Annotated in this window: 29 protein-coding genes and 1 pseudogene; 18 read left to right on the top strand and 12 right to left on the bottom strand. The window is 71.9% G+C overall.

Translation table 11 applies throughout. The features are described 5' to 3' along the window. Positions 1-102: 102 nt before the first annotated feature. From O0235_RS03930 to O0235_RS03920, 3 genes are all read right to left on the bottom strand, one after another. Complete coding sequence (locus O0235_RS03930; protein WP_270057232.1) at positions 103-624, bottom strand: DinB family protein; 522 nt, start codon at positions 622-624, stop codon at positions 103-105. 68 nt (positions 625-692) lie between these two features. Then, positions 693-1,682 carry a 2-dehydropantoate 2-reductase gene (locus O0235_RS03925; RefSeq protein WP_270057231.1) on the bottom strand — a complete coding sequence of 330 codons (990 nt, stop codon included), beginning with the start codon at positions 1,680-1,682 and terminating at the stop codon, positions 693-695. Positions 1,683-1,723: 41 nt separating this feature from the next. Further along, on the bottom strand, positions 1,724-2,656 hold the full coding sequence (locus O0235_RS03920) for an LLM class flavin-dependent oxidoreductase (protein ID WP_270057230.1): 933 nt from the start codon (positions 2,654-2,656) through the stop codon (positions 1,724-1,726). A gap of 87 nt (positions 2,657-2,743) precedes the next feature. On the opposite strand from O0235_RS03920, the gene O0235_RS03915 reads away from it, so the two are divergent. The 5 genes from O0235_RS03915 to O0235_RS03895 all read left to right on the top strand — a co-directional run bounded on the left by O0235_RS03915 (position 2,744) and on the right by O0235_RS03895 (position 7,390). After that, complete coding sequence (locus tag O0235_RS03915) at positions 2,744-3,454, top strand: histidine phosphatase family protein (RefSeq protein WP_270057229.1); 711 nt, start codon at positions 2,744-2,746, stop codon at positions 3,452-3,454. 78 nt (positions 3,455-3,532) lie between these two features. Next, on the top strand, positions 3,533-4,300 hold the full coding sequence (locus tag O0235_RS03910) for an SDR family NAD(P)-dependent oxidoreductase (protein WP_270057228.1): 768 nt from the start codon (positions 3,533-3,535) through the stop codon (positions 4,298-4,300). Between the two features lie 10 nt (positions 4,301-4,310). Then, complete coding sequence (locus O0235_RS03905; RefSeq protein ID WP_270057227.1) at positions 4,311-4,790, top strand: GNAT family N-acetyltransferase; 480 nt, start codon at positions 4,311-4,313, stop codon at positions 4,788-4,790. A gap of 127 nt (positions 4,791-4,917) precedes the next feature. Beyond that, a complete protein-coding gene (locus O0235_RS03900) occupies positions 4,918-6,687 on the top strand; it encodes a bifunctional diguanylate cyclase/phosphodiesterase (protein ID WP_270057226.1) in 1,770 nt (589 codons plus the stop codon). Positions 6,688-6,790: 103 nt separating this feature from the next. Further along, positions 6,791-7,390: a TetR/AcrR family transcriptional regulator gene (locus O0235_RS03895; RefSeq protein WP_270057225.1), complete on the top strand. Its 600-nt coding sequence runs from the start codon at positions 6,791-6,793 to the stop codon at positions 7,388-7,390. A gap of 134 nt (positions 7,391-7,524) precedes the next feature. Here O0235_RS03895 and O0235_RS03890 read toward each other — a convergent pair whose 3' ends face one another. Beyond that, the gene (locus O0235_RS03890) at positions 7,525-7,920 is read right to left on the bottom strand and encodes a DUF1232 domain-containing protein (protein ID WP_270057224.1); all 396 of its coding nucleotides are present in this window, start codon (positions 7,918-7,920) and stop codon (positions 7,525-7,527) included. Between the two features lie 93 nt (positions 7,921-8,013). On the opposite strand from O0235_RS03890, the gene folE reads away from it, so the two are divergent. Together folE and O0235_RS03880 are read left to right on the top strand one after the other, a co-directional pair. Further along, positions 8,014-8,592, top strand: a complete 579-nt coding sequence (folE, locus tag O0235_RS03885) for a GTP cyclohydrolase I FolE (RefSeq protein WP_270057223.1) — start codon at positions 8,014-8,016, stop codon at positions 8,590-8,592. Between the two features lie 343 nt (positions 8,593-8,935). Continuing rightward, the gene (locus O0235_RS03880; RefSeq protein WP_270057222.1) at positions 8,936-9,721 is read left to right on the top strand and encodes an EAL domain-containing protein; all 786 of its coding nucleotides are present in this window, start codon (positions 8,936-8,938) and stop codon (positions 9,719-9,721) included. A 2-nt stretch (positions 9,722-9,723) separates the two neighbouring features. On the opposite strand, the gene O0235_RS03875 is transcribed toward O0235_RS03880, so the two are convergent. After that, positions 9,724-10,482, bottom strand: a complete 759-nt coding sequence (locus O0235_RS03875; RefSeq protein WP_270057221.1) for a fumarylacetoacetate hydrolase family protein — start codon at positions 10,480-10,482, stop codon at positions 9,724-9,726. A gap of 99 nt (positions 10,483-10,581) precedes the next feature. Here O0235_RS03875 and O0235_RS03870 point away from each other — a divergent pair, with 99 nt between their 5' ends. After that, a complete protein-coding gene (locus tag O0235_RS03870; RefSeq protein WP_270057220.1) occupies positions 10,582-11,007 on the top strand; it encodes a pyridoxamine 5'-phosphate oxidase family protein in 426 nt (141 codons plus the stop codon). A 104-nt stretch (positions 11,008-11,111) separates the two neighbouring features. Continuing rightward, positions 11,112-11,498 (top strand): DUF805 domain-containing protein, encoded by a 387-nt coding sequence (locus O0235_RS03865; RefSeq protein WP_270057219.1) that lies wholly within the window; start codon positions 11,112-11,114, stop codon positions 11,496-11,498. 37 nt (positions 11,499-11,535) lie between these two features. On the opposite strand, the gene O0235_RS03860 is transcribed toward O0235_RS03865, so the two are convergent. After that, positions 11,536-13,275, bottom strand: coding sequence for an acyl-CoA dehydrogenase family protein (locus O0235_RS03860; RefSeq protein WP_270057218.1), 1,740 nt, complete (start codon positions 13,273-13,275; stop codon positions 11,536-11,538). A 17-nt stretch (positions 13,276-13,292) separates the two neighbouring features. On the opposite strand from O0235_RS03860, the gene O0235_RS03855 reads away from it, so the two are divergent. Genes O0235_RS03855 through O0235_RS03845 form a run of 3 tightly spaced genes read left to right on the top strand, consistent with a single transcriptional unit; the run spans position 13,293 to position 17,217 of the window. Further along, entirely contained in the window at positions 13,293-14,540 is a 1,248-nt protein-coding gene (locus O0235_RS03855) for a galactokinase (protein ID WP_270057217.1), read from the top strand. After that, the gene (locus tag O0235_RS03850) at positions 14,537-15,283 is read left to right on the top strand and encodes a nucleotidyltransferase family protein (protein WP_270057216.1); all 747 of its coding nucleotides are present in this window, start codon (positions 14,537-14,539) and stop codon (positions 15,281-15,283) included. The genes O0235_RS03855 and O0235_RS03850 overlap by 4 nt, the downstream gene beginning before the upstream one ends. Then, positions 15,280-17,217 (top strand): glycoside hydrolase family 36 protein, encoded by a 1,938-nt coding sequence (locus O0235_RS03845; RefSeq protein WP_270057215.1) that lies wholly within the window; start codon positions 15,280-15,282, stop codon positions 17,215-17,217. Before O0235_RS03850 ends, O0235_RS03845 begins: the two co-directional genes overlap by 4 nt. On the opposite strand, the gene O0235_RS03840 is transcribed toward O0235_RS03845, so the two are convergent. Further along, positions 17,214-17,699 carry a flavin reductase family protein gene (locus O0235_RS03840; RefSeq protein ID WP_270057214.1) on the bottom strand — a complete coding sequence of 162 codons (486 nt, stop codon included), beginning with the start codon at positions 17,697-17,699 and terminating at the stop codon, positions 17,214-17,216. The genes O0235_RS03845 and O0235_RS03840 overlap by 4 nt on opposite strands. Positions 17,700-17,774: 75 nt before the next feature. Between O0235_RS03840 and O0235_RS03835 the strand changes: the two genes are divergently transcribed. Continuing rightward, positions 17,775-18,314, top strand: a complete 540-nt coding sequence (locus O0235_RS03835) for a pyridoxamine 5'-phosphate oxidase family protein (protein WP_270057213.1) — start codon at positions 17,775-17,777, stop codon at positions 18,312-18,314. Here O0235_RS03835 and O0235_RS03830 read toward each other — a convergent pair. Next, on the bottom strand, positions 18,248-18,625 hold the full coding sequence (locus tag O0235_RS03830) for an MGMT family protein (protein ID WP_270057212.1): 378 nt from the start codon (positions 18,623-18,625) through the stop codon (positions 18,248-18,250). The two genes, O0235_RS03835 and O0235_RS03830, sit on opposite strands and share 67 nt — an antisense overlap. A gap of 28 nt (positions 18,626-18,653) precedes the next feature. On the opposite strand from O0235_RS03830, the gene O0235_RS03825 reads away from it, so the two are divergent. Continuing rightward, positions 18,654-19,829, top strand: a complete 1,176-nt coding sequence (locus O0235_RS03825) for a CaiB/BaiF CoA transferase family protein (RefSeq protein ID WP_270057211.1) — start codon at positions 18,654-18,656, stop codon at positions 19,827-19,829. Positions 19,830-19,942: 113 nt separating this feature from the next. Here O0235_RS03825 and O0235_RS03820 read toward each other — a convergent pair whose 3' ends face one another. Further along, positions 19,943-20,140, bottom strand: coding sequence for a hypothetical protein (locus tag O0235_RS03820; protein WP_270057210.1), 198 nt, complete (start codon positions 20,138-20,140; stop codon positions 19,943-19,945). A 192-nt stretch (positions 20,141-20,332) separates the two neighbouring features. On the opposite strand from O0235_RS03820, the gene O0235_RS03815 reads away from it, so the two are divergent. After that, positions 20,333-21,010, top strand: a complete 678-nt coding sequence (locus tag O0235_RS03815; protein ID WP_270057209.1) for a winged helix-turn-helix transcriptional regulator — start codon at positions 20,333-20,335, stop codon at positions 21,008-21,010. A 28-nt stretch (positions 21,011-21,038) separates the two neighbouring features. Next, positions 21,039-21,530, top strand: coding sequence for a peroxiredoxin (locus tag O0235_RS03810; RefSeq protein WP_270057208.1), 492 nt, complete (start codon positions 21,039-21,041; stop codon positions 21,528-21,530). Here O0235_RS03810 and O0235_RS15640 read toward each other — a convergent pair. Then, positions 21,514-22,468, bottom strand: a pseudogene (locus O0235_RS15640) (transketolase family protein). The gene O0235_RS03810 and the pseudogene O0235_RS15640 sit on opposite strands and share 17 nt — an antisense overlap. Beyond that, a complete protein-coding gene (locus O0235_RS03795; protein WP_270057205.1) occupies positions 22,465-23,307 on the bottom strand; it encodes a transketolase in 843 nt (280 codons plus the stop codon). Before O0235_RS03795 ends, O0235_RS15640 begins: the two are co-directional and overlap by 4 nt. A 75-nt stretch (positions 23,308-23,382) precedes the next feature. Here O0235_RS03795 and O0235_RS03790 point away from each other — a divergent pair, with 75 nt between their 5' ends. Next, entirely contained in the window at positions 23,383-23,790 is a 408-nt protein-coding gene (locus O0235_RS03790) for a VOC family protein (protein ID WP_270057204.1), read from the top strand. Positions 23,791-23,832: 42 nt separating this feature from the next. Further along, a complete protein-coding gene (locus tag O0235_RS03785; protein WP_270057203.1) occupies positions 23,833-25,731 on the top strand; it encodes a S9 family peptidase in 1,899 nt (632 codons plus the stop codon). 22 nt (positions 25,732-25,753) lie between these two features. Here O0235_RS03785 and O0235_RS03780 read toward each other — a convergent pair whose 3' ends face one another. Next, the gene (locus tag O0235_RS03780; protein WP_270057202.1) at positions 25,754-26,305 is read right to left on the bottom strand and encodes a flavin reductase family protein; all 552 of its coding nucleotides are present in this window, start codon (positions 26,303-26,305) and stop codon (positions 25,754-25,756) included. Positions 26,306-26,362 lie beyond the last annotated feature (57 nt).

The raw sequence follows: 26,362 nt of genomic DNA, 5'->3' as shown, positions 1-26,362 counted from the left end.
GGTCCATCGTCGTCCTCCCGTGCGCCGTCCTCAGCGCATCCTCCCAGCGTAGACCGGCGGGGCAAGCCTCGTCTTACGCAGAATCGCCGGGCAGCGGCCGCGTCAGATCGAGAACCCCATCCCCTGGGCGCCCTTGATGGTGTTCACTTCGCCCAGGTGCATGAACCCGTGCGTCATCACCACCTGCCGGAGCACCTTCCACTTCGGCATCTCGCCCAGCGGGCGAATCTGCTGGATCTGCTCCAGCTCCTCCTCCGGGACGTTCTTCACGAACTCGAGCGTCACGGCCTTCACCCGCTGGCAGTACTCCCGCAGCGGTTCGACCGAGACGCGCAGCGCCCGCGCGTCCTCCAGCGACATCCCGGTGCCCTGCCCAACGGGCGGCAGGCCGAGCCGCTCCGCAAACCCTTCGCTCATCCAGACCGTCGGCTTCCGCCCCTGCAGCACGAAGTTCACGATGTCGTCCTGCGTCCGCAGCGTGTGCCAGGCGTTGAACCCGATGCTCACCGTCTTCCCCGGCGGCAGCCAGTTCGCCTGCTCGTCCGTCAGGCCTTTCAGCGCGTCGTCGAACCAGTCGTTCAGCTGCTCGATCCCGTCGATCAGCATCTCGCGAATCCCGGTCATGCTCTCTCCCTCCTGGGCAGCTGCTCAGTGCGTGTGCCCGGCGAGTCTATACCGCCCGGTAGGTTTCTTCAAACAACCGAACGGGGAACTGCCAGGTCGCCCGCTTGCAGCAGCCGCCGCTCACCCCGCCGCGCAAGGTCGGCGTGCCGCACCAGCGCGTACAGCGCCTCCATGCGCGGCGCGGCGACACCCAGCTCCCGCGCCCGCCGCACCGGGTTCCCGAGGATAGCTTCCGACTCGAGCGGCCGCCCCAGCGCGTAATCAATCACCATGCTCGTCCGGTAGTCGCCCATCGTCTCCGTCTGGGCGAACATCCGCGCTACCACGTCCTCCTCGTCGAGCCGCGCCTCGCTCCCGGCCGCCGCAAGGTCGGCGTTCCCGGCCCGCACGGTCTCCCGCATCGCGCCCTCGGCGAACGCCCGCAGCTCCGCGTCGCGCAGGATGGTCTTCGTCCCAACGCCCCCGGCTGCCACGCTCAGCCCGTTGAACGGCACGTTCCAGCAGAGCTTCTCCCAGCGCGCGTACCGCAGGTTCGGCGCGACCACCGTATCGATCCCCGCGCTCCGCAGCAACGCCGCCAGCTCGCCGCATGCCGCCGGGTCGTCGCCGAGGTGTCCGATGGAGACCCGGCCGTAGTCGAGGTGGTGGATCACCCCCGGCTCGCCCCGGTTGATGCAGACGAACGCCATCCCGCCGAACACCCGCGCGGCGCCGAACCGCTCGGCCAGCCGCTGCTCATTCCCCAGCCCGTTCATGAGCGCCACGATGCGCGTCCCCGGCCCCGCGCAGGGCGCGATGAGCTCGGCCGCCTCGCCGATCGCCGTCGCCTTCAGCGCGCAAATCACCCAGTCAGCCGGCCCGATCTCCCGCGGGTCGCGGAAGCACTGCACCTCCCGCAGGTGGAAATCGCCGTCCTTGCTGAACACCCGGAGCCCGTTCGCTCGCCACGCCTCGTACTCGCTCCGGACGAGGAACCGGACGTCGTGGCCCGCCAGCGCGAGCCGCCCGCCATAGTACCCGCCGACCGCGCCGGAGCCGATGACCGCAATCGTCGCCACGCGCGCAGGATACGGAATCCGCGCCTGCCCGGGCAGCCCCCTCAGCCCGCCAGCTCGTGGAGCGCCGCGCGGACCTCCGCCGCCCGCTCGACCGCCTCCTCCGGCGTCGCCTGCGCCGTGATCAGGTTCACGTGCCGCGCCCCCCGTTCGACGAACTGCCAGAGGAATGCCGCGACCTCCTTCGCCATCCCGAACGCCGTGTACTTCTCGAACCGCTCGAAGGGCAGCCGGTAGGTGGCTTCCATCGCCCGGCCCACCAGCTCCCGCGCCGCCGCCCGGTCGTCCGCCACGCTCGTCCAGAACTGCATCCCGCCTTCGACGGCCGCCGGGTCGCGTCCCGCCTCCGCCGCGAACGCGCCGACCCGCTCCATCGCCTCCGCGAACCGCGCGGGCGTCAGCCAGATGCCGGTGTAGCCGTCGCCCAGCCGCCCCGCCCGCCGCAGCGCCGCTTCGCTCCGCCCGCCGACGAAGATCGGCACCGGCCGGAACGGCTTCGGATAGACCGTGACGTCCTCCAGCGTGAAGTGCCGGCCCCGGAACGTCACCCCGTCCTCCGTCCACAGCCGCCGCAGGATGGCGATCGCCTCGTTCGTCCGCGCCCCGCGCGTCCGCGGGTCCACCCCGCAGCTCCAGAACTCGTGCGGGTCTTCGCCCCCCACGCCGATGCCGAGCGTGAACCGCCCCATGCTCAGCTGGTCCAGCTGGGCCACCTGCAGCGCCACCGGCACCGGGTGGCGCAGCGGCAGGAGGTACACCCCCGTCTTCAGGTCGATCCGCTCCGTCACCGCGGCCGCCGCCGTGAGCGTGACGAGCCCATCGTTCCCGTACCCGTAGAACGTCACATGATCGCCGGCGACCAGCCCGTCCAGCCCCAGCCGCTCCGCCCGCCGGGCCGCGTCGAGCACCATCTCTCCCGTCGTCCCCGTCCGGATGTCCCAGCCGCGGAGCATCACCGACACGTGCGGCGCCTGCATGGCCCCCATCATAGGCCCGCGCACCGCTTTTCGCGTTCACGCGCATCTGGGATAGTCCCACCGAAACCCTCAGGTCCCGGAGCCTCCATGTCCCACGGCACCGCCCGCTCCCCGATGATCTTCGACCGCGCCTTCCTCACCGACGTCGAAGGCGTCACCGAGCTCATCTTCGTCCGCCACGGCGAGCAGTACGTCCCCGACCCCCGCACCGGCCCCGTCGGCGACACCATCGACCCGCCCCTTTCCGACCGCGGCCGCCAGCAAGCCGAAGCCGTCGGCGCGCGCCTCAGCGCCGACCGCGTCGATGCCGTCTACGCGAGCCCGCTCCAGCGCGCCCTCGAAACCGGCCGCGCCATCGCCCGCCACCACCGCCTCGAGCCGATCGTCATCGACGACCTCCGCGAGGTCGAAATCTTCCGCGACATCCCGCCCGAAAAATCCGCCATCGACTTCCTCGGGCGCGAACTCCTCCTCGGCATCCGCGAGCGGATGCTCCGCGAGCGCAAGTGGGACGTCTACCCCTACTCGGAAAGCTCCTTCGAATTCCGCAAGCGCACCGTGAACGCCGTCGAAGCGATCATCGCCGGCAACCAGGGCAAGCGCGTCGTCATCGCCTGCCACGGCGGCGTCATCAACGCCTACATCGGCCACATCATCGGCAGCCCCTACGACATGTTCTTCCGCCCGGCCCACGCCTCCATCTCGGTAGTCTTCGCCGGCGAAGGCGTCCGCGCGCTCCAGTCGCTCAACGACGTCCACCACCTCCGCACCGGCGAGTGGAACCTCGTCTCCCACTGACATCAGGAGCCCGGGCGCGAAGGGCGGCCCCCGGATAGAATCCGCCCACGCTCAAATTCGCGCTTCCGGAGGTTCCCCGTGCCCGTCGCCGATTTCTCCCTCGCCGGCAAGGTCGCCATCGTCACCGGCGGCAGCCGCGGCATCGGCCGCTCCATCGCCATCGCGCTCGCCGAGGCCGGCGCCGATGTCGCCGTCGCCGCCCGCAAGCCGGAGTCCCTCGAAGAAACCGTCGCCGCCATCCGCGCCACCGGCCGCCGCGGCATCGCCGTGCCCACCAACGTCCGCGACATGGCCGCCCTCGAAAACCTCGTCGCCGAGACGAAGCGGCAGCTCGGCCGCATCGACATCCTCGTCAACAACGCCGCCACCAACCCCGTCTTCGGCCCCGTCGCCAACCTCGACGAGCGCGCCTGGGACACCGTGATGAACACGAACGTGAAGTCCGTCTTCTTCCTCAGCAAGCTCGTCCGCGAGGCGATCCTCGAGCACGGCCAGGGCGGCTCCATCATCAACGTCAGCTCGACCGGCGGCTTCCGCGCCTCCACCGGCCTCGGCGCCTACTCCGTCTCCAAGGCCGCCATCATCATGCTCACACAGGTCTGCGCGAAGGAGTGGGGCGCCGACGGCATCCGCGTCAACTGCATCGCCCCCGGCCTCATCCGCACCGAATTCTCCCGCGCCCTCTGGGAGAACGAAGCGATCCTCAAGAACTCCGTCCAGACCTCCGCCCTCAAGCGCATCGGCGAGCCCGACGAGATGGCCGGCGCCGTCGTCTACTTCGCCAGCCCCGCCAGCTCCTTCACCACCGGCCAGACCCTCATCCTCGACGGCGGCGCCCTCGCCTGAGCCCCCGTCCATGACCGACATGCTCGTCCGGCTGTACGACCTGCCCCCGGCAGAGCCGCTCCTCCAGCGGCTCGCCGCCGAAGGGGTCGTCTGCCGGCGGCCCGAAGCCTACGAGCGCGCCGCGGTGCTCGCCTTCGTCCGTGCGCACTTCCCCCGCTGGGAGGATGAGCTGACCGTCTCGCTCTCCCGGAGCCCGGCCACCTGCTACGTCGCCGCCCGGGACGGCGCCGTGCTCGGCTTCGCCTGTTACCACGCCACGCGGCCGAACTTCTTCGGCCCCACCGGCGTCCACGAAGCCGAGCGCGGCCGCGGCATCGGCACCGCCCTCCTCCTCTGTTCGCTCCGCGCCATGGCCGCCGAGGGCTACGCCTACGCCGTCATCGGCAGCGTCGGCCCTGCCGACTTCTACGCCCGTGCCGTCGGCGCCGTCCCCATCCCCGGCAGCGACCCCGGCATCTACGGCAGCCGCCTGCGGCCGCCAGCTTCGTAGCCGGCGCGGGGCGGCCGGGTGACAGCCGGTTACAGTCCGTTTAACGATCGACGCAGGCGGTGCGGCGGCGGCGCCAGCGTTCCGACACTCCCGGTGAGGCCGATAACGAAGGAGCGACACGCGCGTCATGCCGTCCACCGGGCCCCTCGCCGCGACCATCTCCGCCGCCGCCACCCGGCGCACGGTGCGCGCCGTCCTCGATGGCGGCGCCGTCCGCAGCCTCTGCCAGCCGATCGCCTCCCTCTCCACGGGCGACGTGCTCGGCTACGAAGCCCTTTCGCGGCCCGAAGCGCCAGCACCCCTCGATAACCCGCAGGAATTCCTCGCCGCCGCCAGCGCCTGCAACCTCCTCGAGCAGGTCGACCACAGCTGGCGGGTCGCCGCCGTCAGCCGCTTCGGTCCCGTCATCGCCCATGATCAGATGCTCTTCCTCAACTGCACCCCCTCGGCGCTGACCTCCGGGCTGCTCTCCCCCTCCTCCTTCCAGGCGCTCGTCCGCCGCCACGGTCTCCAGCCCGAGCGCGTCGTCCTCGAAATCACCGAAGAACAGGCGATCGAAGACTTCGCCCAGATGCGCCGCGTCGTCGGCGCGTTCCGCGCCTGCGGCTTCCTCTTCGCCATCGACGATGCCGGCGCCGGCGCCTCCAGCCTCCAGTCCATCGTCGAACTCCGCCCCGACTTCATCAAACTCGACCGCTGGCTCGCCCGCGACATCGAGTTCGACCGCGGCCGCCGCTCCATGGTCGAAGCCATCTGCACCTTCGCCCGCCAGGTCGGCGCCCGCGTCATCGCCGAGGGCATCGAAACCCGCGAGCAGCTCACCGCCTTCATCGAGCTCGGCGCCGACTACGGCCAGGGCTACTTCCTCGGCCGCCCGGCACCCCTCCCCGCGCCGGCCGCATCCGAAGCCCGCCTCGCCATCCACCGCGCCAACCGCCTCCGCCGGGCTGCTCCCGTCGTCACCCGCGTCGGCGACCTCGTCACCATCACCCCGACCGTGACCGCCGCGACACCGGGCAGCCGCCTCATGGAGCACTTCACCCACAATCGCCACCTCGAGGCCGTCGTCGTCCTCGATGGCCGCCGCGTCGAAGGCATCGTCACCCGCGGCCGCATCTTCGAACGCCTGTCCGGGCAGTTCGGCCTCCCGCTCAACGGGAAGCGTCCCGCCTCCGAACTCTGCGCCCCCGCCACCTGCGTCGACGCCTCCGCCTCGCCCCGCACCGCCGCCCTCGCTGCGCTCGAGCGCGCCGCCCCCTTCCAGCAGGACCCGGTCGTCGTCCTGGACGGCGATACCCTCGCCGGCATCGTCCGCGTCCACGAGCTCCTGCAGGCCGTCCTTGCCGAAGAAGTCGCCGAGGCCCGCAACCTCAACCCCCTCACCGGCCTCCCCGGCAACCAGCGCATCCGCGAACACCTCGAACACCTTCGCGATGACCCCGCGGGCTGGTATCTCCTCTACGCGGACCTCGACCAGTTCAAGCACTTCAACGACGCTTTCGGCTTCGCCCATGGCGATACCGCCATCCTCGCCCTCTCCCGCATCCTCGTCGACGCCGCCACTGCCGCCAGCCGCGACGCGTTCGTCGGCCACGTCGGCGGCGACGACTTCATCGTCGCCGTCCACGCCGAGGACCTCGAGACCTTCCGCGCCGCTTGCCAGCGCGCCCTCGCCCGGCCGGGCTGGTTCGACCCGGAAGGCAAACTTCCCCCGGAGACGCGCCTCACCGCGTCCATCGCCGGCTGCCCCTTCGAACGGGTCGCCGCGCTCTCCTATGAAGACCTCGCCGCCACCATCGCCCGCGCCAAGCGGCTCGTGAAGCGCTCGGGCGGCGACGGCTTCGATATCTTCGACGACCTCGGTCTGCCGCTGGACGGCGCCGCCGAGGCCGCCTGAGCGCCCGCTGGCCGGGACGCCGAACGCTGCGTAGACTGCATTCGAGTCCGAACTCTCCCCGCAGTGGGCGACGGTTCGACTCAGCCCTCGCACCGGAGACAGCATGACCGCAGCCCCTGCAGCGCCCGGCCGCCTCGAACGCCGCAAAGCGCGCACCCGCGCCGCCATCCTCGACGCCGCCAGCCGCCTGTTCCACGAACAGGGCTTCGAAGACACCTCCATCCAGCAGATCGCCGAGCTCGCCGATACCGGCGTCGGCACCCTCTACGGCTACTTCGCCTCCAAGGAAGACCTCCTCCGCGAAGTCCTCCGCGTCTCCCGTGACGACGCCGTGGCCCGCTACCGCGCCGCCGTCGCCGGCGATACCCCCGCCATCGACCGCGTCTGCACCGCCCTCGGCACGATGGCCGAGTACCTCGAAGCGCACCGCCGCCTGCTCGTCTCGGTTTTCCGGCTCGCCGCCCGCAGCGAGTCGTTCGAAGACGACTACGCCGAGTGGCTCCAGCGCAGCTTCACCGAGCTCATCGAGTCCGGCATCCGCTCCGGCGAATTCCGCCCCGTCCCCGCCGACGCCGCCGCCCGCATGCTCATGACCACCATGATGACGGCCAGCCTTGGCATCGGCGCCTGGGCCGGGCGGGCCGGGGACCCTGCAGCCATCGTCGAAATCCAGCAGCTCGCCCGCGCCCTGCTCCTGCGCTGAAACGAGCGAGCGGCGCGACGGCACACTCCGGAATGGGGGACCGGGGCGTCTCACCTGCCGTCGCGCCGCAACCGCCGGGGCACCACAGCAACCCCGCCGGCTCCCGTAAGCCTGCGCGGTTCCCCCGCTGCCGCCTACGGCCCTTCGTCCCCCTCCGCGCCGTCCGAACGTTCCGCGCCCTCCGCCTCGGCGAAGGCCGCTTCGAGGCTCGCCCGCGAGACCACCGCCAGCAGCAGCCACATGAACAGCACGAACACCGCCGCATCATCCGCCATCCCGAGCACCGGGATGACGTCCGGGATCAGGTCGAACGGCAGCAGCAGGTAGCCGAGCAGCGCCGCCGCGGCGAGCCGCCCGGCCCAGCCGAGCCGGCCCGCCCGCAGCAGCGCCCGCAGGAAGCGCAGCTTCTGGCGCCGCCGCAGCCCCAGGAATCGCCGCCCCGCCGCGCTGCGCCGCAGGCCCCACCACCCCAGCGCCAGCCCGGCGCCTGTCGCCGCCAGCACCGCCGCGGCCGCGATCAGCCAGTCCATCGCCCTTCCTCCGCGCCTGGTGTCAGCGGCCGCGCCCCGCCGCTGCCGCTCTCCCTGCTACGATCCTCCCAACTCTCCGCCCCGGAGCACCACGTGACCACCACCGCCGGCCCCGACCAGGCCCGCATCCGCGCTGCCGTCATCGAACTCCTCCAGGCCATCGGCGATGACCCCACCCGCGAAGGCCTCCGCGATACCCCGCGCCGCATCGCCGAAATGTACGCCGAGATCTTCGAAGGCCTCTTCATCGACCCCCGCGAACACCTCCGCGTCGGCTTCGAAGTCGCCCACGACGAGATGGTCATCCTCCGCAACATCCCCTTCTACAGCATGTGCGAGCACCACTTCCTCCCCTTCCACGGCGAAGCCCACGTCGGCTACATCCCGGATGGCCGCGTCGTCGGCATTTCCAAGCTCGCCCGCGTCGTCGAAGGCTACGCCCGCCGCCCGCAAATCCAGGAGCAGCTCACCAGCCAGATCGCCGAGGCGATCCAGGAGGTCCTCCAGCCCGACGGCGTCGCGGTCGTCATCGAAGCCGAGCACCTCTGCATGACGATGCGCGGCGTCAAGAAGCCCGGCTCGCTCATGGTCACCTCCGCCATGCGCGGCGATTTCAAAAACTCCCACGTCACCCGCGCCGAGTTCCTCTCGCTCGTTCACGGCCACCACTAGCCCCTCAAGCCGCGTCACCCGCCGGCCGATGATCCCCGCGTGACCCCGCCGCACGCGCGCACCGGCCCGGCCTGCGTCGATTGCCAGGTCCTGCCGCCCGCCCCGCCGGCGCGCGGCCGGCTCGTCGTCGCGCCGCCCCTCGCATGGTCGCTCGAAGGCCTCGGAGCGGCCCTCCGCGCAGCAGGTTTCGCACCCTTCACGGAATTCGACTCCACCGTCTCGGTCCCGTTCGAACCCGGCCAGCTCGAACCGCTCGCCGCCTGCCTCGAAGCCGCGCTCTCCTCCGTCGAACTCCACGACGCCCGCGCCCTGGTCGTCGAGGCCGGCGCCGCCCCCTCGTTCGATGCCCTCCTCCGGATGGAGCCGCTCGCCGACTTCCTCGCCCGCGTGCGCGCTCGGCTGGCTCATCGGCCTCCTCGCCGAGCAGCGCGCCGTCACGTACTTCCAGCCCATCTACACCGCAGACGGCCGCCTCTTCGCCCACGAATGCCTGCTCCGCGGGCTCGAACGCGACGGCCGGACCCTCATCTCCCCCGCGGTTCTCTACGGCGCCGCGGCAGCCGGCGACCTCCTCTTCCACCTCGACCGCTTCGCCCGCCTCCTCGCCATCCGCAGCGGCGCCGGGCTCGGCCGCCTCTTCATCAACTTCACCCCCACCGCCATCTACAACCCGGCCTTCTGCCTCCGCTCCACCGTCGAAGCCGTGCACGCCGCCGGCATCCCGCCCGCCGATGTCGTCTTCGAAGTCGTCGAAAGCCACCGCGTGCAGGACGTCGGCCACCTCGTCCGCATCCTCGAGACCTACCGCGCTGCCGGGTTCGCCGTCGCCCTCGACGACTTCGGCGAAGGCTACTCCTCCCTCAACCTGCTCGACCGCGTCCGGCCCGACTACCTCAAGCTCGATATGCAGCTCGTCCGTGGCGTCGACGCCAACCCCTACCGCGCCACCATCCTCCGCCGCATCGTGGCGATGGCCCGCGACCTCGGCATCCGCACCCTCGCCGAGGGCATCGAAACCGAGGCTGAGCTCGCCGCCGTCCGCGATGCCGGCGTCGACTTCGTGCAGGGTTTCCTCCTCGGCAGGCCGGCCGCCCGCCCCGCGCCCGGCAGCGCCGCCGCAGCCGCCTGAGGCTACTCCCCGCGCACGTCGTTGCGGAGCACCCCCGCGCCCGTCACCTCCACCTCCACCACGTCGCCCGGGCGGATCTCCGGCGGGCTCCCCGGCGTCCCGGTGTAGATGATGTCGCCGGGCACCAGCGTCATCACCGCGCTCACGTACCGCACGATTTCCGGGATGTCGCGGATGAGCTCGGTCGAGCGGCCCCGCTGCACCTCGCGCCCGTTCACGCGGGTTGCCACCTCCAGCTCGTCGTGCCGCAGCCCGGTCACGATGGCTGGCCCGAAGACGCCGAACGTGTCGCTCCCCTTCGCCCGCCACCACTGGCCGTCGGCCTGCTGCCACGCGCGCGCCGAGACGTCGTTCCCCGCCGTGTAGCCGAAAATCGCCGCTTCCGCCTCCTCGCGCGTTGCACCCTTCACCCGTTTTCCGATGACGATGACGATTTCGCCTTCCGGGTCGACCCGGCCGCAGTTCGGCGGCAGGACGATCGCGTCGCCCGGCCCGGCGATGCTCGAAAGCGGCTTGAAGAACAGCGTCGGCGGGTCCGGCGCGGGCCGCCCCTGCAGGTGGCTGGCGTAGTTGAGCCCCACGCAGACGATGCTGCGGGGCGCACACGGCGGGAGCAGCCGCACCGACGCCAGCGGCACCGTCTCGCCGGTCGGCCGCGTCCCCTCCCAGAACGGCTCCTCGATGACCCGCACCGTCTCCCCCTCCAGCAGCCCCGCCCCGCGGCGGCCGTCCGCCCGTTCGAACCTCACATAGAGCGCCATGCGCGAACCCTCCTGCGTTGCCGCTCATCCTCACTCGACAGCCGCAGCCGGGCAACCCAAACTTGCACCTGCCCTGGGAATCCCGTCTCGGAGTTCCGCATGCCCGGCAAGATGTCCCTCGACGAAATCCACGCCTTCCTCGACTCCCGCCCCGGGTGGATCGCCCTCTCCACCATCAGCCGCAGCGGCCACCCCCACACCGTCCCCATCGGCTACTTCCGGCTCGGCGAGAAAATCTACATGGGTTGCCGCAAGGGCACCCAGAAGACGAAGAACATCGAGCGCAACCCGAACGTCTCCGTCATGCTCGAATCCGGCAGCACGATGCAGGACATCAAGGGCGTCTGCATCCAGGGCACCGGCCGCGTCATCACCGACCCCGCCGAGGTGCTGCCCCTCCGCCGCGAAGCGATGCGCCGCCGCGGCGTCCCGGAGGACCAGCTCCCCACCGAAGCCGGCCCCGAGACGGCCTACATCGAAGTCACCCCGGTGAAGTACATCTCCTGGGACTACAGCAAGGCGTAGGCCTTCGGCACACGCGCCTCCCGCTCATCGCGGGACGAACCTGTCCCTTGAACAGGCGCCGCGCAGTTCGGTAGGCTCCCGCCACCTCGCGACAGGAGCCCGCCATGCAGGCCGCTGCGCCCGCTCAGGTTTCACCCATCCAGTGGTATCTCTCGCCCTGGAAGCGGTACGTCCTCTTCGAAGGCCGCGCCGGCCGCCCGGAGTTCTGGTGGTTCGTGCTCGGTCAGGCGATCGTCGGCTTCGTCCTGGGGGTGCTGGGGGCCTTCAGCAACTTCTTCGACCTCGTATCGCTGGCGTTCTCCCTCGCCGCTTTCTTGCCGTCCATCGGCGTCACCGCCCGCCGCCTGCACGATATCGGGCAGTCCGGGTGGCTCCAGCTGATCGGTCTCATCCCCCTCCTCGGGTGGATTGCGCTCATCGTCCTCTGCGCCCAGCCGACGAAGCCGATGCCCAACCAGTACGGCGAGGCGCCCCTCCCGCCGGCCCCCTGAGTCCGCGCCCGCCCGACCCTGCCGGCGACGCGCGGCGCTATCCCAGCGCCGCCCCCGGCACCGGCGCCCCGTCGACCAGGTGGCCGAGCCACCGGAGCGCGCCGGCATCGGCCTCCAGCGGGTCCTGCCGCTCCACGTACCGCCGCCGGTACTCCCGCGCCGCCAGCAGCTTCCCGTAGCCGAGCCCTGCCCGCGCTTCCCGGTCGCCTTCCGCGGTCAGAAGGCAGGCGCACACCAGCGCCGCCAGCCGGTCGCACATCGCGGCCATCTTCGCCTCGCGTTCGTCCTCGCTCGCCTGCAGCAGGCGAGCGAACGCGGCGCGGACGCGCGCGAGCCCCGTCCGCGCCGCTTCGGCTTCGCCGCGCGCCCGCTCGTCGGTCACGCCGTCCAGCCGCGTCTCCAGCTCCCGGAAGAGCGCCTCGTGCGCGCCGTTCCGCATCGCCGCCCGCGCCACGTCGAGCGCCACCACGTTCTCCGCCCCCTCCCAGATGCTCCCGAGGTGCGCATCCCGCAGCAGCCGCGCGTTCACCCATTCCTCGATGTAGCCGTTCCCGCCCCGCAGGTTCATCGCCATCCCGGCCGTCCAGCGCGCCCGCCGGCAGTTCGCGTACTTGATCAGCGGCGTGGTGATGCGCACGACCAGCTCGTCGTGCTCCGAACCGCCGTCCGCCCGGTCCAGCGCCTGCGCCGCGAACAGCACGATGGCGAGCGCCGCCTCGCTGTCGAGCACCATCTCGAACAGCTGCTCCCGCACCAGCGGCAGGTCGAAGAGCGCCCGCCCGAACGCTGACCGTCCCCGCGCGTGCACCGCCGCCTCCAGCAGCGACCGCCGCATGAGCGCCGCCGCCCGCATCCCGTTGCTCAGCCGCGAGACGTTGATCATCTCCGCCATCTGCGCGAACCCGCGGTCGATGTCACCCACCACGTACCCCGTCGCGCCCTCGAACTCGTACTCCCCCGTCGGCATCGACCGCGAGCCGAGCTTCTCCTTCAGCCGCCGGATGACGTACCGGTTCCGGCGCCCATCCGGCAGCACCTTCGGCACGAGGAACATCCCGAGCCCCTTCGTCCCCGCCGGGGCGCCGGCCGGCCGCGCCAGCGCGAGGTGCACATCCGCGCCCGCATTCGAACAGAACCACTTCTCGCCCCAGATGCGCCACGCGCCGTCGACCAGCCGCGCCTCGCACTCGCTCGTGCCCACGTCGCTCCCGCCCGTCCGCTCCGTGAGCAGCTGCGCCGATTGCATCAGCTCGCTGAATTCCGTGCTCGTCAGCCGCGGCACGTACCGCGCCTGCAGTTCCGGCGCGCCGAACATCCGCAGCACCCGCGCCGCCGAATCCGTCATCGAAATCGGGCAGAAGAGGCCGAACTCCGATTGAACGAAGACATAACTGAGCGCGAACTTCACCACGTGCGGCACCCGGCCCGGCCACCCCAGCACCCCCTCCCGGTGCGACATCGCCGCGAACCCGAACCGCGAAAAGCCGAGCCGCTGCATCTCCACGAACGCCGGGTGGTAGACGATCTCGTCCACCCGCTGCCCGAGCCGGTCGTGCGTGCGCAGCACCGGCGGGTTCGCATCTGCGATGGCCGCCAGCTCGTCCAGCTCATCCCCCGCGCAGCGCCCGACCTCCCGCAGGAGCGGCACCGCCCGGTCCGCGTCGGCCGGCTCGGCGTAGGCCCGGAGCGCCCGCTCGAGGTTCGGGTCCGCTTCGAAGAAGTTCAGTCCCCGGGTCGAAGGCATCGCGCGGTTCGAAGGTGTGGTCACGGTCGTCATGCCCGGATAATACCCCCGTGGACCCCGCTGCGGCCGCCGCCGCTCTCTTCCGCTCGACCTTCGCCGCGGAACCCGCCGCCGTCGCTATCGCCCCCGGCCGCGTCAACCTCATCGGCGAACACACCGACTACAACGGCCTCCCCGTGCTCCCCTTCGCCATCGGCCAGTCGACGGCGGTCGCCGTCGCGCCGTCCGGGGCCGGGCTGCTCGAGGGCGTCTCGCGCGAATTCCCCGAGCCCGCCCGCCTCCCTCTCGGCGCGGACCCGGCCGCCTGCCCCGAGCCGTGGCACCGCTACCTCGCGGCGGCCGCCGCCGTCCTCGGCCCCCGCCTGTCCGGCCGGGGCGCGCGCATCGCCGTCGCCAGCGACCTCCCGCCCGCGAGCGGCCTCAGCTCCTCCAGCGCGCTCACCGTCGCCCTCCTGCTGGCGCTCGATGCCGCCTTCGGCCTCGGCCTCGACCGCGCGGCCCTCGCCGCGTTCGCCGCGCAGGCCGAACGCCTCGCCGGCGCTGAGACCGGCGGGATGGACCAGCAGGTCATCGCCTTCGCCGAGGCCGGCGCGCTCCTCCGCATCGACTTCCTGCCGCCGGCCATGCGTCCCGTGCCCGTGCCGGCAGGCTGGGCCTTCGTCGTCGCCTCTTCGGGCCAGCCCGCGCCGAAAGGCGGCGCCGCCCGCGACGCCTACAACGAGCGCGTCGTCGCCACCCGCATCGCCGCCGCCCTCCTCGCCGACATGCTCGGCGCAGAGATCGAGGGCACGCCGCTCCTCGGTCACGTCGCCGCCATCGATGCCGCGCCCGTCCTCGTCGACGAACTCCCGGCCCGCAGCTCCGCCCGCAAAGCTGCTGCAGCGGCCGGCATCCCGCTGGAGCGCCTCGTCACGCTCGCCGCCGGCGCCTTCGACCCCGACGCGCAGCTCCCGGTCCGCGCGTACGCCCGCCACGTCCTCGCGGAGGCCGAGCGGGTCGACCTCGCCTGCGCAGCGGTCGAAGCCGGCGACCTCGCCGCCCTCGGCGAGCTGATGGCCGCCTCCCATGCCTCCCTCCGCGACGACTACCGCTGTTCGACGCCCGCCCTCGACGCCCTCGTGAAGGCCATGACGCGGGCCGGCGCGGCCGGGGCCCGCCTCACCGGCGCGGGCTTCGGCGGCTTCGCCATCGCCGTCTGCGAACGCGGCCGCGAGCAGGCGGTCATCGGCGCGGCCGCGGCCGCGGCCGGCGGCCCCGCCTTCGAGGTCGCGCCCTCCGCCGGGGCCCGGCTGGCATGAGCGCCCGCCAGGCCGTCATCCTCGCCGCCGGGCGCGGCACCCGCCTCGGTCCTCTCACCGCCGACACCCCGAAGCCGCTCCTCCCGCTCGCCGGCCGCCCGCTCCTCCTCCACACCCTCGACGCCCTCGCGGCCGCAGGCATCGAAACGGCCGTCGTCGTCGTCGGCTACCTCGGCGACCGCATCCTCGATGCGCTGACGGCGGCGCCGCCGCCCGGGATCGGCCTCCGCTTCGTCCGCCAGGAGCGGCTCGAAGGCACGGCCCGCGCCGCGGCCCTCGCCCGCCCCCACCTGTCCCCTGGCCCCTTCCTCGTCACCTGGGGCGATGTCTACCTCGACCCCGAGAGCTACGCGGCGCTCCTCGGCGCCGCGTCCGGTTCCGACGGCGCGCTCCTCGTCAACCCGGTCGATGACCCGTGGGCCGGCGCAGCCGTCTACGTCGACGGCGCCTTCCGCGTCACCCGCATCGTCGAAAAACCGCCGCGCGGCACCTCCGCGACCCCGTGGAACAACGCCGGCCCCGCCGTCCTCGGCGCGTGGCTCTGGCCGTTCGTCGAAGCGCTCGAACCGTTGCCACGCGGCGAGTACGAGCTGCCCCGCGCCCTCGCTGCCGCCGTCGAAGCCGGCCGCACCATCCGGGCCGTTCCCGTCGCCGGCGCCTGGTTCGATATCGGCACCCCCGAATCGCTCGAGGCCGCCCGCCGCTACGCCGAAGCCCGCCGGGGCGGTAAGGTTCACCCGTGAGCACCCTGCCCTGGGACCTCTGGCTCGTTCCCGAAGGCCTGCCGCCCGGCCTCGATTGCGCCGCCGGCTACGACGCCGCCGCCGGCGAACTCCGCATCACGCTTGCGAACACCGGCAGCGAGCCGGCGGCCCCCCGCGAGGTGCGCCTCGCCGCTGACCTCGATGTCCCCGCCGCCGACGGCTGGCTCTGGATTCACGGGCGCTACATGCAGATGGACGCCCTCGTCCGCAACTTCGGCGCGCCCGCCCCCGAAGGCTACGACGGCCGGTTCGCCCGCCCCGCCGCGGATGCGGTCACGTACGTCAGCCGCGACCAGGCCGTCCTCTGGCTTCCGTACCACGCCAGGCCCGCGCTGCTCGCCGGCTGCCTGCAGCTCGATCGCTTCTTCTTCGACATCGAAGTGACCCTCGACGCCGCCGAGTCGCTCGTCACCCGCATCGCCCTCGTTTACGACGTCGACGGCCTCGCGCTTGCCCCCGGCGAATCGGTCCAGCTGCCGCCCGTCGCCCTCCGCGAAGGCGGCGACCCCCTCGAGCTCATCGAACGGTACGCCGACGACGTCGCCGCCCGCATGGGCGCCCGCGTCCCGGACCGCGTGCCCACCGGCTGGTGCAGCTGGTACTACTTCTACGACCGCGTTTCGGAGGCCGACGTCCTCGCCAACCTCGAAGCAATGGTCCGCGAGCGCCACCCCGCCGAGGTCGTGCAAATCGACGACGGCTACCAGGCGCACACCGGCGACTGGCTCACCCCGAACGCGAAGTTCCCCTCCGGCATGGCCGCGCTCGCTGCCCGCATCCGCGAGGCCGGCTACCGGCCCGGCCTCTGGCTCGCGCCGTTCGTGCTCAACGAGAACTCCGCCGCCCTGCGCGACCACCCGGAGATGGTCCTCCGAACCCCGGACGGCGAAACCGTCTTCGTCCAGACCTGGCTCGGCCGCTGCGCCGTCCTCGATTGCACGCACCCTGAAGCCGAAGCCTGGCTCCGCAACGTCATCCGCACCGTCGTCCGCGAATGGGGCTACACCTACCTCAAGCTCGATGCCTGCTCCTACGCCGCCAGGCCCGCCTCGGCCGTCCGCTACCACCGGCCGGGCACCACCGCGCTCGCCAACCTGCGCCGCGGCCTCGAAATCATCCGCGAAGAAGCCGGCGGCGACACCTTCCTGCTCGGCTGCACCTGCCACTTCGGCCCCGCCATCGGCCTCGTCGACGCCATGCGCGTCGGCCCCGACGTCAAAGAGACCTGGGCCGCCGGCCCGAATCCCTCCGTCCGTCATGCCATGCGCCTCACCCTCCAGCGCAACTGGATGCACCGCCGCTGGTGGGTCAACGATCCCGACTGCCTCATCGTCCGCGACACCGACACCGAGCTGACCGAGGCCGAAGTGCGCTTCCTCGCGACCGGCATCGCGCTCTCCGGCGGCATGGTCGTCGCCAGCGACGACCTCCCGAAGCTGCCGCCGGCCCGCCGCGAGATGGCGCTCGCCCTCTTCCCGCCCGCCGCCGCTGCCCGGCCTGTCGAACCCGGCGACGGCCCCGTCCCCCGCGCCTGGCGCGCCGACCTCGGAGACGGCCGCGCCCTCGTCGGCGTTCTCAACTGGTCCGATGAGCCGCTCTGGGTGCCCTGGACCGAACTCCTCCGCCCCGGCGAGGTCGGCTTCGACGTCTGGAACCGGCGCCCCCTGCCGATGGGCGACGTCTATCTCCGGCCCCACGAGGGGACGCTCTGGCAGGTCTACGCCCCGGCGCGCACCCCCCGCCTCGTCGGCGATTCCGGGCACATCACCTCGGAGGGGCTCTTCCAGCGGCCCGTGAGCGGCCGGCTCCAGCTCCGCAACGACCGCCCCTACCCGCGGACCGTCGCCGTCCTCCACCGCGGCTATACCCGCGTCGTCGAGCTGGCCCCCGGCGAAAAGCGCTGGTTCGACTAGCCGCCGTACTTCACGCCCAGCTCGTCCAGCGTCAGCGGCTTCGCCTCCCGCTTCAGCACCGCGTTGGTCACCTCGCCCACCACGCAGCTGTGGTCGCCGAGGTCCACTTCGCCGACCACGCGCCCTTCCACCCAGCCCGGCGCCGCCGCGATGACCGGCGCGCCGTTGCTCGCGGTCTCCGTCTCCTGCCCGTTCACCTTCGAGCCCTCGACCGTCGTCGGCTTGAAGAACGCGTAGGCGATGTCGCCCTGCCCGCTTTCGAGGAACGAGAGCGCGAACTGCCCCGTCCGCTTCAGCAGCGCGTAGGCCCCGCTGTCCTTTTTCACGCCCATCGCGACCAGTGGCGGCGTGAACGACGTCTGCGTCACCCAGTTGATTGCCGCCGCCGAGACCTCGTCGCCGTCCCGCACGCCCAGCACGTACAGCCCGTACGGGATCATCCGCAGCAGCGTCTTCTTCGCGGCCTGCGCCTGCTCGTCCATGACCGGCTCCTCCAGCGTTCGAACGTTGGGCGTATCCTACCCAATCGCAGCGCCGCCACGCGCCCGGAGGCCGTCATGCCCGCCCTCACCCCCGCCGAACGCGACGAATTCCTCCAGCAGCCCGGCATCCTCTGCCGCATCGCCACCGTCGACGCTGAAGGCGCGCCCCACGTCACCCCCGTCTGGTTCATCTGCGAAGACGGCGCCATCTACATCACGCCCCGCGCCGCCTCCGAGTGGCTCGACCACATCCGCCACGACCCCCGCGTCGCGCTGACCATCGACGACCAGCACCACCCGTACCGGAAGGTCGTCATCGAAGGCGTCGCCGAGGTCGTCCGTCAGCCCGGCGACGATGCAGCATGGCGCGACCTCTACCGCCGCATCGCCCGCCGCTACGTCCCGCCCGAGGCGGCCGACCGCTATATCGAGGAGACCATCGACCAGCCCCGCGCCCTCATCCGCGTCCCGCTCGCCGGCGCCCGCATCCGCACCTGGCGCATGCCGCTCGAGGGCGAACCCTACCGCGGCATCTGGCACGACCGCTACTACCTGCCCGGCACGAAGCTCGCCCCCGAATCTCCAGCCGGGCCGCCCGACGGGAACCAGCGGTAGCGCCGCAGGCCCATCCGCCCGTCCGGCCCGAACACCACTCCCTCCGCCTCCAGCAGCCGCCGCTGCAGGTCGGCCTCCTCGCCGCGGCCCCGCAGGCTGATGCCGCCTTTGGCATTCACCACCCGCCACCACGGCACATCGGTCCCCGGCGGCAGCCACGCCAGCGCATAGCCGACCGCCCGCGCCGCCGCGGGCGCGCCGAGTTCGAGCGCCACCTGTCCGTAGGTCATCACCCGCCCCTCCGGGATGCGGCGCACCAGCGCGTACACCGCGTCGTAGAACCTCCCCGCCGGCTCGCGTGCAGCCCCCATCGCCCGAACCGTATCATTCCCGGTCACCATGCCGCCCGCCCTCCCCGCGCTCGCCGGCATCCGCGTCATCTCCGCCGGCCAGATCCTCGCAGCCCCGTTCTGCGCCACCCTCTTCGCCGAATTCGGCGCCGAGGTCATCAAAATCGAGCCGCCCGGCACCGGCGAAGCGAACCGCGGCAATCTCTCCTTCGAACAGGACAACCGCGGCCAGAAATCCGTCACCCTCGACCTCGGCCAGCCGGAGGGCCGCGCCCTCTTCCGGCGCCTCGCCGCAACGGCCGACCTCCTGGTCGAAAACTTCCGCCCCGGCACCCTCGAAGCCTGGGGCCTCGCGCCGGACGCCCTGCGCGAGGAGAATCCCGGCCTCGTCGTCGTGCGCATCTCCGGCTACGGCCAGGATGGCCCCTACCGCGACCGCGCCGGCTTCGACCGCGTCGCCCTCGCCTTCAGCGGCATCACCGCCGTCACCGGCTACCCCGACAGGCCGCCCGTTCGGCCCGGCTACTTCATCGGCGATTACGGCGCGGGCATCTTCGCCGCCTTCGGCGCGCTCGCGGCGCTCCGCGCGCGCGACCTCACCGGCCGCGGCCAGGACGTCGACGTCGCCCTCTACGAAGCCGTCTGGCGGATGAGCGGCACCCACGCCGCCAACTACGGCCTCACCGGCCGCGACCGGCCCCGCAGCGGCAACTACTACCCCGGCGTCGTCCCCGCCGAGCAGTTCGAAACCGCCGACGGCCACGACCTCGTCATCAACGCCACCACCCAGCGTTCGTTCGAACGGCTCTGCGCCGCCATGGGCCAGCCGGAGCTCGCCGCCGACCCCCGCTTCACCCCGCGCCAGAACCTCCTCGCCAACCACGAAGCCATCCACGCCATCATCCGCCGCTGGGTTGCAGGCCTCACGCTGGCCGAGGCCCAGGCCGCGCTCGACCGCCACGGCGTCCCCGCCTCGAAGGTCTACCAGGTCAGCGACATCGTCGCCGACGACCACTATGCCGCCCGCGAGCAGGTCGTCACCGTCGATTCCCCCGTCTTCGGCCCGGTCCTCCAGCCCGGCGTCGTGCCGCGGCTGACTGCCACCCCGGGGACGGTGCCCGGCCGCGCTCCGCTCCTCGGCGAGCACAATCGCGAGGTGTACCAGGGGCTTCTCGGCCTCGCCGATGCCGAACTCGACGACCTCGCCGCCCGCGGCATCATCTGAAACCGCGACCGCCGGGCGCGAAAAACCGCCGCCCCGGGCCATCGGGGCGGCGGCGCTGCTGGTGGGCCGGCGGGCGGGAGAGGACGCCCGCCGCCCGGGGCAGGGACGGAGGCTCAGGCCGCGGAAGCCATCGCCCGGTGCTCTTCATTCGTGATGAAGTCGCCCTCGGCGAGCCAGTTCTTGAACTCTTTCTCCGCGCCGCAAACCTTGCAAACACCGCGGCTCGTCGGGCCGTTCGGCTCCTCGATCCGCCAGCGGTGGAAGTGGTCAGCCTGGGGAGCCTTCGTCGTCTCGATCGTGGCGTCAGCCATGGTGGTGGACCCCCTTTCCTTTTGTTGACCGGGCAACTGCCGCTCGGCTAGGCTAGTTCTCGGCGAGTGCTGGTACTAGCGTTTCCGTAGCAGTGCTCGTAGGCGAATCATAGCATCGGGCGCTATCATGTCAATAGTCCCGGCGCTAGCGCCGTGAAGAACCTTGACACTATCCAAACCGGAGCCCAGCCCATGGCCCAGCGCGCAGAATCCGACACAGGCCGCACCTACAACCTCCCCTGTGTCATCGCCCAGGTGCTCGACGTCCTGGGCGACCGCTGGACCCTCCTCATCATCCGCGACCTCATGTCCGGCCTCCACCGCTACAACGACATCCTCGAAAGCTGCGCCGGCATGTCCCCCAACGTCCTCTCCGACCGCCTCCGCCGGCTCGAGGCCATGGGCATCGTCGAACGCCACTACTTCAAAGCCCTCCCGCCGCGCGTCGAATACACCCTCACCGAAAAAGGCTGGGAAGTCCGCCCCATCCTCCTCGCCCTCCTCGACTGGGGCCGCAAGTACGTCGAACCCATCCGCGAAGAACACGTCGGCTCCCGCGTCAGCCACGATTTCGCCGTCCGCGTCATCCCCACCTTCGCCTTCCACCCCGAGCGCGCCGAAGACCTCGAAGCCCGCATGACCATCGAAATCAGCGATGCCGGCGACGCCAACACCTGGACGTTCGACATCCACGACGGGCACCTCCACCCCCGCCGCAGCGGCGCCCCCGATGCCGACGTCTTCCTCCGGACTGACACCCCCGGATTCTTCCGCTTCATCCGCGGCGAGGCCCGCGCCGAAGAAGTCGGCGAACTCACCGGCTCGCCCGAACTCGCCGCCGCAATCCAGGCCTGCTTCCGAACCCAGTAGCCCCCGAAGCGCCGACGGAGGTCCCGCCATGCTCAATCCCGGCACGCCCGCCCCCGACTTCACCGCCACCCTCGACGACGGCTCGACCTTCACGCTCAGCGACTGCCGCGGCAAGAAGCACGTCGTCCTCTACTTCTACCCGAAGGACTTCACCCCCGGCTGCACCGCCCAGGCCTGCTCCTTCCGCGACAACTACGGCGCCATCGCCGCCTACGACGCGATCGTCATCGGCGTCAGCGGCGATTCCTCCAGCTCCCATACCTCCTTCCGCGAAAAGCACAGCCTGCCGTTCCCGCTCATCCCTGATAGCGACGGCCGCCTCCGCGACCTCTACGATGCGAAGGGCTGGATCCCGTGGATGCCGCCGCGCGTCACCTACGTCATCGATAAAGAGGGGATCATCCGCGCGGCCATGCGGCATGACTTCCGCGTCACCGCCCACGTCCCCGAGGTCATCGCAGCGCTCGAGAAGATCGCGCCCCGCGCCGCCGGCGAATCGCCCGCTACCGCTTCCGGCTGAGAGCGTCCCGGGCCGCCGCCGCTACCCGCGCCGGCGTCAGGTCGAAATACGTCAGCAGCTCGTCCCACTTCCCGCTCGTCCCGTACCGGTCCACCCCCACGAACGACACCGGCACCGGCACCGTCTCGGCCAGCACCCGCGCCACCGCGGTGCCCAGTCCGCCCGTCGTCTGGTGCTCCTCGGCCGTGACGATCGCGCCCGTCTCCCGCGCCGCCGCGATGACGGCCTCCCGGTCGATCGGCTTGATCGTCGCCATGTCCAGCACCCGCGCCGAGACGCCCTCGTTCGCCAGCAGGTTCGCCGCCTCCAGCGCGATGCTCACCAGCACGCCGCAGGCGCATGATCGTCACGTCGGACCCCTCCCGCAGCCGGTGCGCCTTGCCGAGTTCGAACCGGTAGCCGCTCCCGTAGACCGCCGGCACCTTCGGCCGCCCCGTCCGCACGTACGCCGGGCGGGTCGTCTTCCCCACCGCCACGATCGCCTGCTTCGCCGCCTCGAAATCGGCCGGCACCACCACGTCGAACGGGATGAGCGAGGTCACCAGCGCGAGGTCCTCGATCGCCTGTGCGCTCATCCCGTCCTCGCCGACGGTGATGCCGCCGTGGCTCGCCACGCACTTCACGTTCAGACCGCCCCGCGGCTGCGCCACCGACGTCCGCAGCTGGTCGAAACACCGCCCCGGCAGGAAGGCCGCGAAGCTCGCGATGAACGCCGTCTTCCCGCAGGCCGCCAGCCCCGCCGCGATGCCGACCATGTTCTGCTCCGCCACGCCGACGGTGTACCACCGCTCCGGGTACTTCTCGCCGAACTGGTAGCCCATCGTCGAAACCGAGAGGTCCGCATCGATTGCCACCACGTCCACGCCCTGCTCCACGAGCTCGATGAGCGCGAACGGGTACGCCTCCCGCGTCGCCGCCGCCGGTGCCGTCTGCGTCATGCCAGCCCCTCCGCGATCTGCGCCAGCGCCTGCTCCAGCTGCTCCCGCGTCGGCGCCTTCCCGTGGAAGCCCGGGTTGTTCTCCATGAACGACACGCCCTTCCCCTTCACCGTATGCGCCACCACCACCCGCGGCCGCTCATCCGGCCGCTCTGCCTCCGCCAGCGCTGCATCAACCGCCGCCATGTCGTGCCCGTCGCACTCGATCACCTTCCAGCCGAAGCCTGCGAACATCGCCGGCGGGTTCGTCCGCATGATCCTGTCCGCGAAGCCGTCGTTCTGGATGCCGTTCCGGTCGACCAGCGCAATCACGCGGTCGCCCAGCCCGAAGTGCGGGATCGCCATCGCGGCCTCCCACACCTGCCCTTCGTTCAGCTCGCCGTCGCCGAGCAGCACCCAGCAGCGGAACTCCCGCCCTGCCAGCCGCCCCGCCAGCGCATGCCCGATGGCGAACGACAGCCCCTGCCCGAGCGACCCGCCCGACATCTCGATGCCCGGAAGCGCCTGCATCGAGGGGTGCCCCTGCAGCGGGCTCCCCAGCTTCCGGAACCCCTTCAGCAGCTCCGTCGAAAAGAACCCCCGCTCCGCCAGCACCGCGTAGTAGAACGGCGTCGCGTGCCCCTTCGAGAGGATGAACCGGTCCCGCCCCGGGTCTTCCGGGTTCGCCGGGTCGATCCGCAGGTGATTCCAGTACAGCGCCACCCCCAGCTCGACCGACGAGAGCGACCCTCCCGGGTGGCCGCTCTGCGCTTCGTAGACCATCTCCACGATGTGCGCGCGCACGCGCTTCGCGATGGCCTTCAGTTCGTCGATGGAAACAGGGGCAAGACTCGTGGGCATCGCAGGCAAGGATACGGCCTCGCCCCCGAACGCGGAACGCGCGCCCGCATCCCGCCCGTGCTACGATGACGCGCCATGTTCACGCGCGTCGCCATCTCCCAGCTCTACGTCCTCGACCAGGACGCCGCCCTCGACTTCTACGTCGGCAAGCTCGGCCTCGAAGTCCGCACCGACGTCGACCTCGGCGTCATGCGCTGGCTCACCGTCGGCGTGCCCGGCGACCCCCGCGAAATCCTCCTCGAGCTGCCCGGCGGCCCCATGATGGACGCCGAAACGGCCGAAACCGTCCGCCGCCTCGTCCCAACCGGCGAAGCCGGCGGCTGGCTCATCTTCCACACCGACGACTGCCGGCAGACCTACGAAACGCTCGTCGCCCGCGGCGTCGAGATGACGCAGGAGCCCATGGAACAGGCGTGGGGCATCGACTGCGCCGGCCGCGACCCCTTCGGCAACCACTTCCGCATCACCCAGCCGCCAGCCTGACCCGCCCGGCGCGCGCCCCACCGCCGCCGTACAATCGCCGCCATGGCACGCGAACAGCGCATGTTCGGCCTCTGGCCGAGCCCCATCACCCCCGCGGCGCTCGGCGCCGCCCTCCGCCTCAACGAACCGGCCTGGGACACCGACGGCCGCACGCTCGCCTGGTCCGAAGGCCGCTCCGACCGGGGCGTCGTTGCCGCCCGCAAGGACGGCGAATCCGCGACCCGCGACCTCACCCCGGAAATCTCCGTCCGCGCCTTCGTCGCTTACGGCGGCGGCGATTTCACCCTCGCCCATGGCGCCTGCTACTTCGTCGGCCAGGCCGACCAGCGCATCTACCGCCAGGACCTCGCCGGCGGCCCCGCCCGCCCCATCACCCCGCCCTTCGGCGCTGCCGCCTCCCCCGCCGTCTCCCCCGATGGCCGCTGGGTCGCCTACGTCCACACCTTCGAAGATGTCGACTGCATCGCTGTCGTCGACAGCGAAGGCCGCCAGTGGCCGCGCCGCCTCGCCGAAGGCCGCGACTTCTACATGCAGCCGGCCTGGCACCCCGCCGGCGACCGGCTCGCCTGGGTCGAATGGGACCACCCGAACATGCCGTGGGACGGCACTGAACTCCGCCTCGCCGCCCTCGATTGCAGCGGCCCGTTGCCCCGCATCGCCTCGTCCGGCGTCGTCGCCGGCGGTCCGGACGTCAGCATCTTCCAGCCCGCCTTCACCCGCGACGGCGCCGGGCTCCTCTACATCTCCGACGAAACCGGCTGGGGCCACCTCTGCCGGCGCGACCTCGCCTCCGGCGCCGTCCGCCAGCTGACCGCCGGCGAGGCCGAGCACGGCGCCCCCGCCTGGATGCACGGCATGCGCACCTTCGCCGAGCTCCCCTCGGGCCGCATCGCCGTCATCCGCTCCATCGCCGGCTTCCACCGCCTCGTCCTCCTCGACCCGGCCGGCAGCGAACGCGACCTCGCCCCGCACCACCCGGGCTACACCTCGTTCTCTGCGCCCGCGGCCTCGCCCGCCGCCGAGCGGCTCGCCGTCGTCGCCAGCGGCGGCCAGCAGCCCCCGCGCGTCCTCGATATCGACCTCGCCGACCCCGGCGCGCCCCGCATCGACGTCGTCCGCCGCAGCGACAGCGAGCTCGTCCCCCCGTCCGCCCTCTCCGCCCCCCAGCCGGTCAGCTGGACCTCGTTCGACGGCGGGGAGGCGCACGGCCTCTACTACCCGCCGGCCAGCGACCGCTTCGAAGGCCGCGGCGCCCCGCCGCTCGTGGTCCTCGTCCACGGCGGCCCCACCAGCCAGGTTACCGCCGCCTGGAACCCGCAGGCCCAGTTCTTCGCCACCCGCGGGTACGCCGTCCTCCTGCCGAACTACCGCGGGTCCACCGGCTACGGCCGCGCCTACATGCTCGCGCTGCGGCAGTCGTGGGGCATCTACGACGTCGAAGATGCCCGCACCGGCGCCCTCGCCCTCGCCGACCGCGGCCTCGCCGACCCCGGCCGCCTCGTCATCATGGGCGGCTCCGCCGGCGGCTTCACCGTCCTCCAGTCGCTCGTCCAGCACCCCGGCGTCTACAAAGCGGCCATCTGCATGTTCGGCGTCGCCAACCAGTTCACCCTCGCCTCCGACACCCACAAGTTCGAAGCCCGCTACCTCGATTCGCTCCTCGGGCCGCTCCCCGAAGCCGCCGCCGTCTACCGCGAGCGCTCGCCGATCTTTCACGCCGACCGCATCCGCGACCCCATCGCCGTCTTCCAGGGCGAAATCGACCGTGTCGTCCCGCGCGAGCAGAGCGACAGCATCGTCGCTTCGCTCCGCGCCCGCGGTGTCCCGCACGAATACCACGTCTACCCCGGCGAAGGGCACGGCTGGCGCAAGTCCGAGACCATCGACCACTTCTACAAGGCCGTCGAAGCCTTCCTCCGCACCCACGTGCTCTACGCCTGAGCGCAGGCGGCTTCCCGCCCGCTCACGCCAGCCACCGCATCGCCCGCTCGGCCGCGGCCCGGTCGCGCGCGCTCTTCTCCGCCCACTTCGCAAGGAATGCCTCGCCGACCGTCCGCTGCGCCGTCTGCCACCGCAGCGGCGTCCCTTCGCCCGCACCCGTCTCCTCCACCGCCGCCAGGAACGCCGTCGCATCGCCGAGGTCGAACGCGTCGATGACGCGCCCCCGCAGCCAGCCGGCGCCGCCGGCGAAGACCGGGTCGCCCTCCGGCGTCAGCCGGCAGTCCAGTCCGCCCAGCTTCGGCCCTTCACGGCCGCTCCGCAGCCCGAGCGGCGCCAGCAGCCCCTCCTGCCCCTCCGCCAGCACCGTTATCGCCAGCGTCCCTGAGGCGCGGACGAGGTCGTGCGTGTAATTGCCCTTCCAGAGCGCGACGAGCAGCCGCGGCCGCGCCGGCACGATCGAGGCCCCCAGCACCGAGAGGCAGATTTGCGCGTTCGGCCCCGCCGGCCCGTGGCTTCCCACCGCGCACAGCGGCGACCAGAACAGCGAGAGCACGCTCCCCGAAGGCTGCGTCATGCCGCGCACCGTAACGCCCCCGCAAGCCGCCCGCAAAATCCGCCCCCCGCCCATCGA

Source organism: Tepidiforma flava, assembly GCF_027594505.1.
GTDB classification, from domain to species: Bacteria; Chloroflexota; Dehalococcoidia; order Tepidiformales; family Tepidiformaceae; genus Tepidiforma; species Tepidiforma flava.
The sequence above is the reverse complement of the archived record's forward strand: the minus strand, read 5'-3'. Positions and strand labels throughout refer to the sequence as shown.

Excerpts from the sequence above, each read along its gene's own strand:
- O0235_RS03905 (WP_270057227.1), top strand. The coding sequence starts at position 4,311 with ATGACCGACATGCTCGTCCGGCTGTACGACCTGCCCCCGGCAGAGCCG.
- O0235_RS03890 (WP_270057224.1), bottom strand. The coding sequence starts at position 7,920 with ATGGACTGGCTGATCGCGGCCGCGGCGGTGCTGGCGGCGACAGGCGCC.
- O0235_RS03780 (WP_270057202.1), bottom strand. The coding sequence starts at position 26,305 with ATGACGCAGCCTTCGGGGAGCGTGCTCTCGCTGTTCTGGTCGCCGCTG.
- O0235_RS03795 (WP_270057205.1), bottom strand. The coding sequence starts at position 23,307 with ATGCCCACGAGTCTTGCCCCTGTTTCCATCGACGAACTGAAGGCCATC.
- O0235_RS03860 (WP_270057218.1), bottom strand. The coding sequence starts at position 13,275 with ATGACGACCGTGACCACACCTTCGAACCGCGCGATGCCTTCGACCCGG.
- O0235_RS03850 (WP_270057216.1), top strand. The coding sequence starts at position 14,537 with ATGAGCGCCCGCCAGGCCGTCATCCTCGCCGCCGGGCGCGGCACCCGC.
- O0235_RS03895 (WP_270057225.1), top strand. The coding sequence starts at position 6,791 with ATGACCGCAGCCCCTGCAGCGCCCGGCCGCCTCGAACGCCGCAAAGCG.
- O0235_RS03830 (WP_270057212.1), bottom strand. The coding sequence starts at position 18,625 with ATGGGGGCTGCACGCGAGCCGGCGGGGAGGTTCTACGACGCGGTGTAC.
- O0235_RS03875 (WP_270057221.1), bottom strand. The coding sequence starts at position 10,482 with ATGGCGCTCTATGTGAGGTTCGAACGGGCGGACGGCCGCCGCGGGGCG.
- O0235_RS03815 (WP_270057209.1), top strand. The coding sequence starts at position 20,333 with ATGGCCCAGCGCGCAGAATCCGACACAGGCCGCACCTACAACCTCCCC.
- O0235_RS03835 (WP_270057213.1), top strand. The coding sequence starts at position 17,775 with ATGCCCGCCCTCACCCCCGCCGAACGCGACGAATTCCTCCAGCAGCCC.
- O0235_RS03930 (WP_270057232.1), bottom strand. The coding sequence starts at position 624 with ATGACCGGGATTCGCGAGATGCTGATCGACGGGATCGAGCAGCTGAAC.
- O0235_RS03785 (WP_270057203.1), top strand. The coding sequence starts at position 23,833 with ATGGCACGCGAACAGCGCATGTTCGGCCTCTGGCCGAGCCCCATCACC.
- O0235_RS03920 (WP_270057230.1), bottom strand. The coding sequence starts at position 2,656 with ATGCAGGCGCCGCACGTGTCGGTGATGCTCCGCGGCTGGGACATCCGG.
- O0235_RS03865 (WP_270057219.1), top strand. The coding sequence starts at position 11,112 with ATGCAGGCCGCTGCGCCCGCTCAGGTTTCACCCATCCAGTGGTATCTC.
- O0235_RS03870 (WP_270057220.1), top strand. The coding sequence starts at position 10,582 with ATGCCCGGCAAGATGTCCCTCGACGAAATCCACGCCTTCCTCGACTCC.
- O0235_RS03900 (WP_270057226.1), top strand. The coding sequence starts at position 4,918 with ATGCCGTCCACCGGGCCCCTCGCCGCGACCATCTCCGCCGCCGCCACC.
- O0235_RS03840 (WP_270057214.1), bottom strand. The coding sequence starts at position 17,699 with ATGGACGAGCAGGCGCAGGCCGCGAAGAAGACGCTGCTGCGGATGATC.
- O0235_RS03915 (WP_270057229.1), top strand. The coding sequence starts at position 2,744 with ATGTCCCACGGCACCGCCCGCTCCCCGATGATCTTCGACCGCGCCTTC.
- O0235_RS03820 (WP_270057210.1), bottom strand. The coding sequence starts at position 20,140 with ATGGCTGACGCCACGATCGAGACGACGAAGGCTCCCCAGGCTGACCAC.
- O0235_RS03825 (WP_270057211.1), top strand. The coding sequence starts at position 18,654 with ATGCCGCCCGCCCTCCCCGCGCTCGCCGGCATCCGCGTCATCTCCGCC.
- O0235_RS03810 (WP_270057208.1), top strand. The coding sequence starts at position 21,039 with ATGCTCAATCCCGGCACGCCCGCCCCCGACTTCACCGCCACCCTCGAC.
- O0235_RS03790 (WP_270057204.1), top strand. The coding sequence starts at position 23,383 with ATGTTCACGCGCGTCGCCATCTCCCAGCTCTACGTCCTCGACCAGGAC.
- O0235_RS03880 (WP_270057222.1), top strand. The coding sequence starts at position 8,936 with ATGCCCTCCTCCGGATGGAGCCGCTCGCCGACTTCCTCGCCCGCGTGC.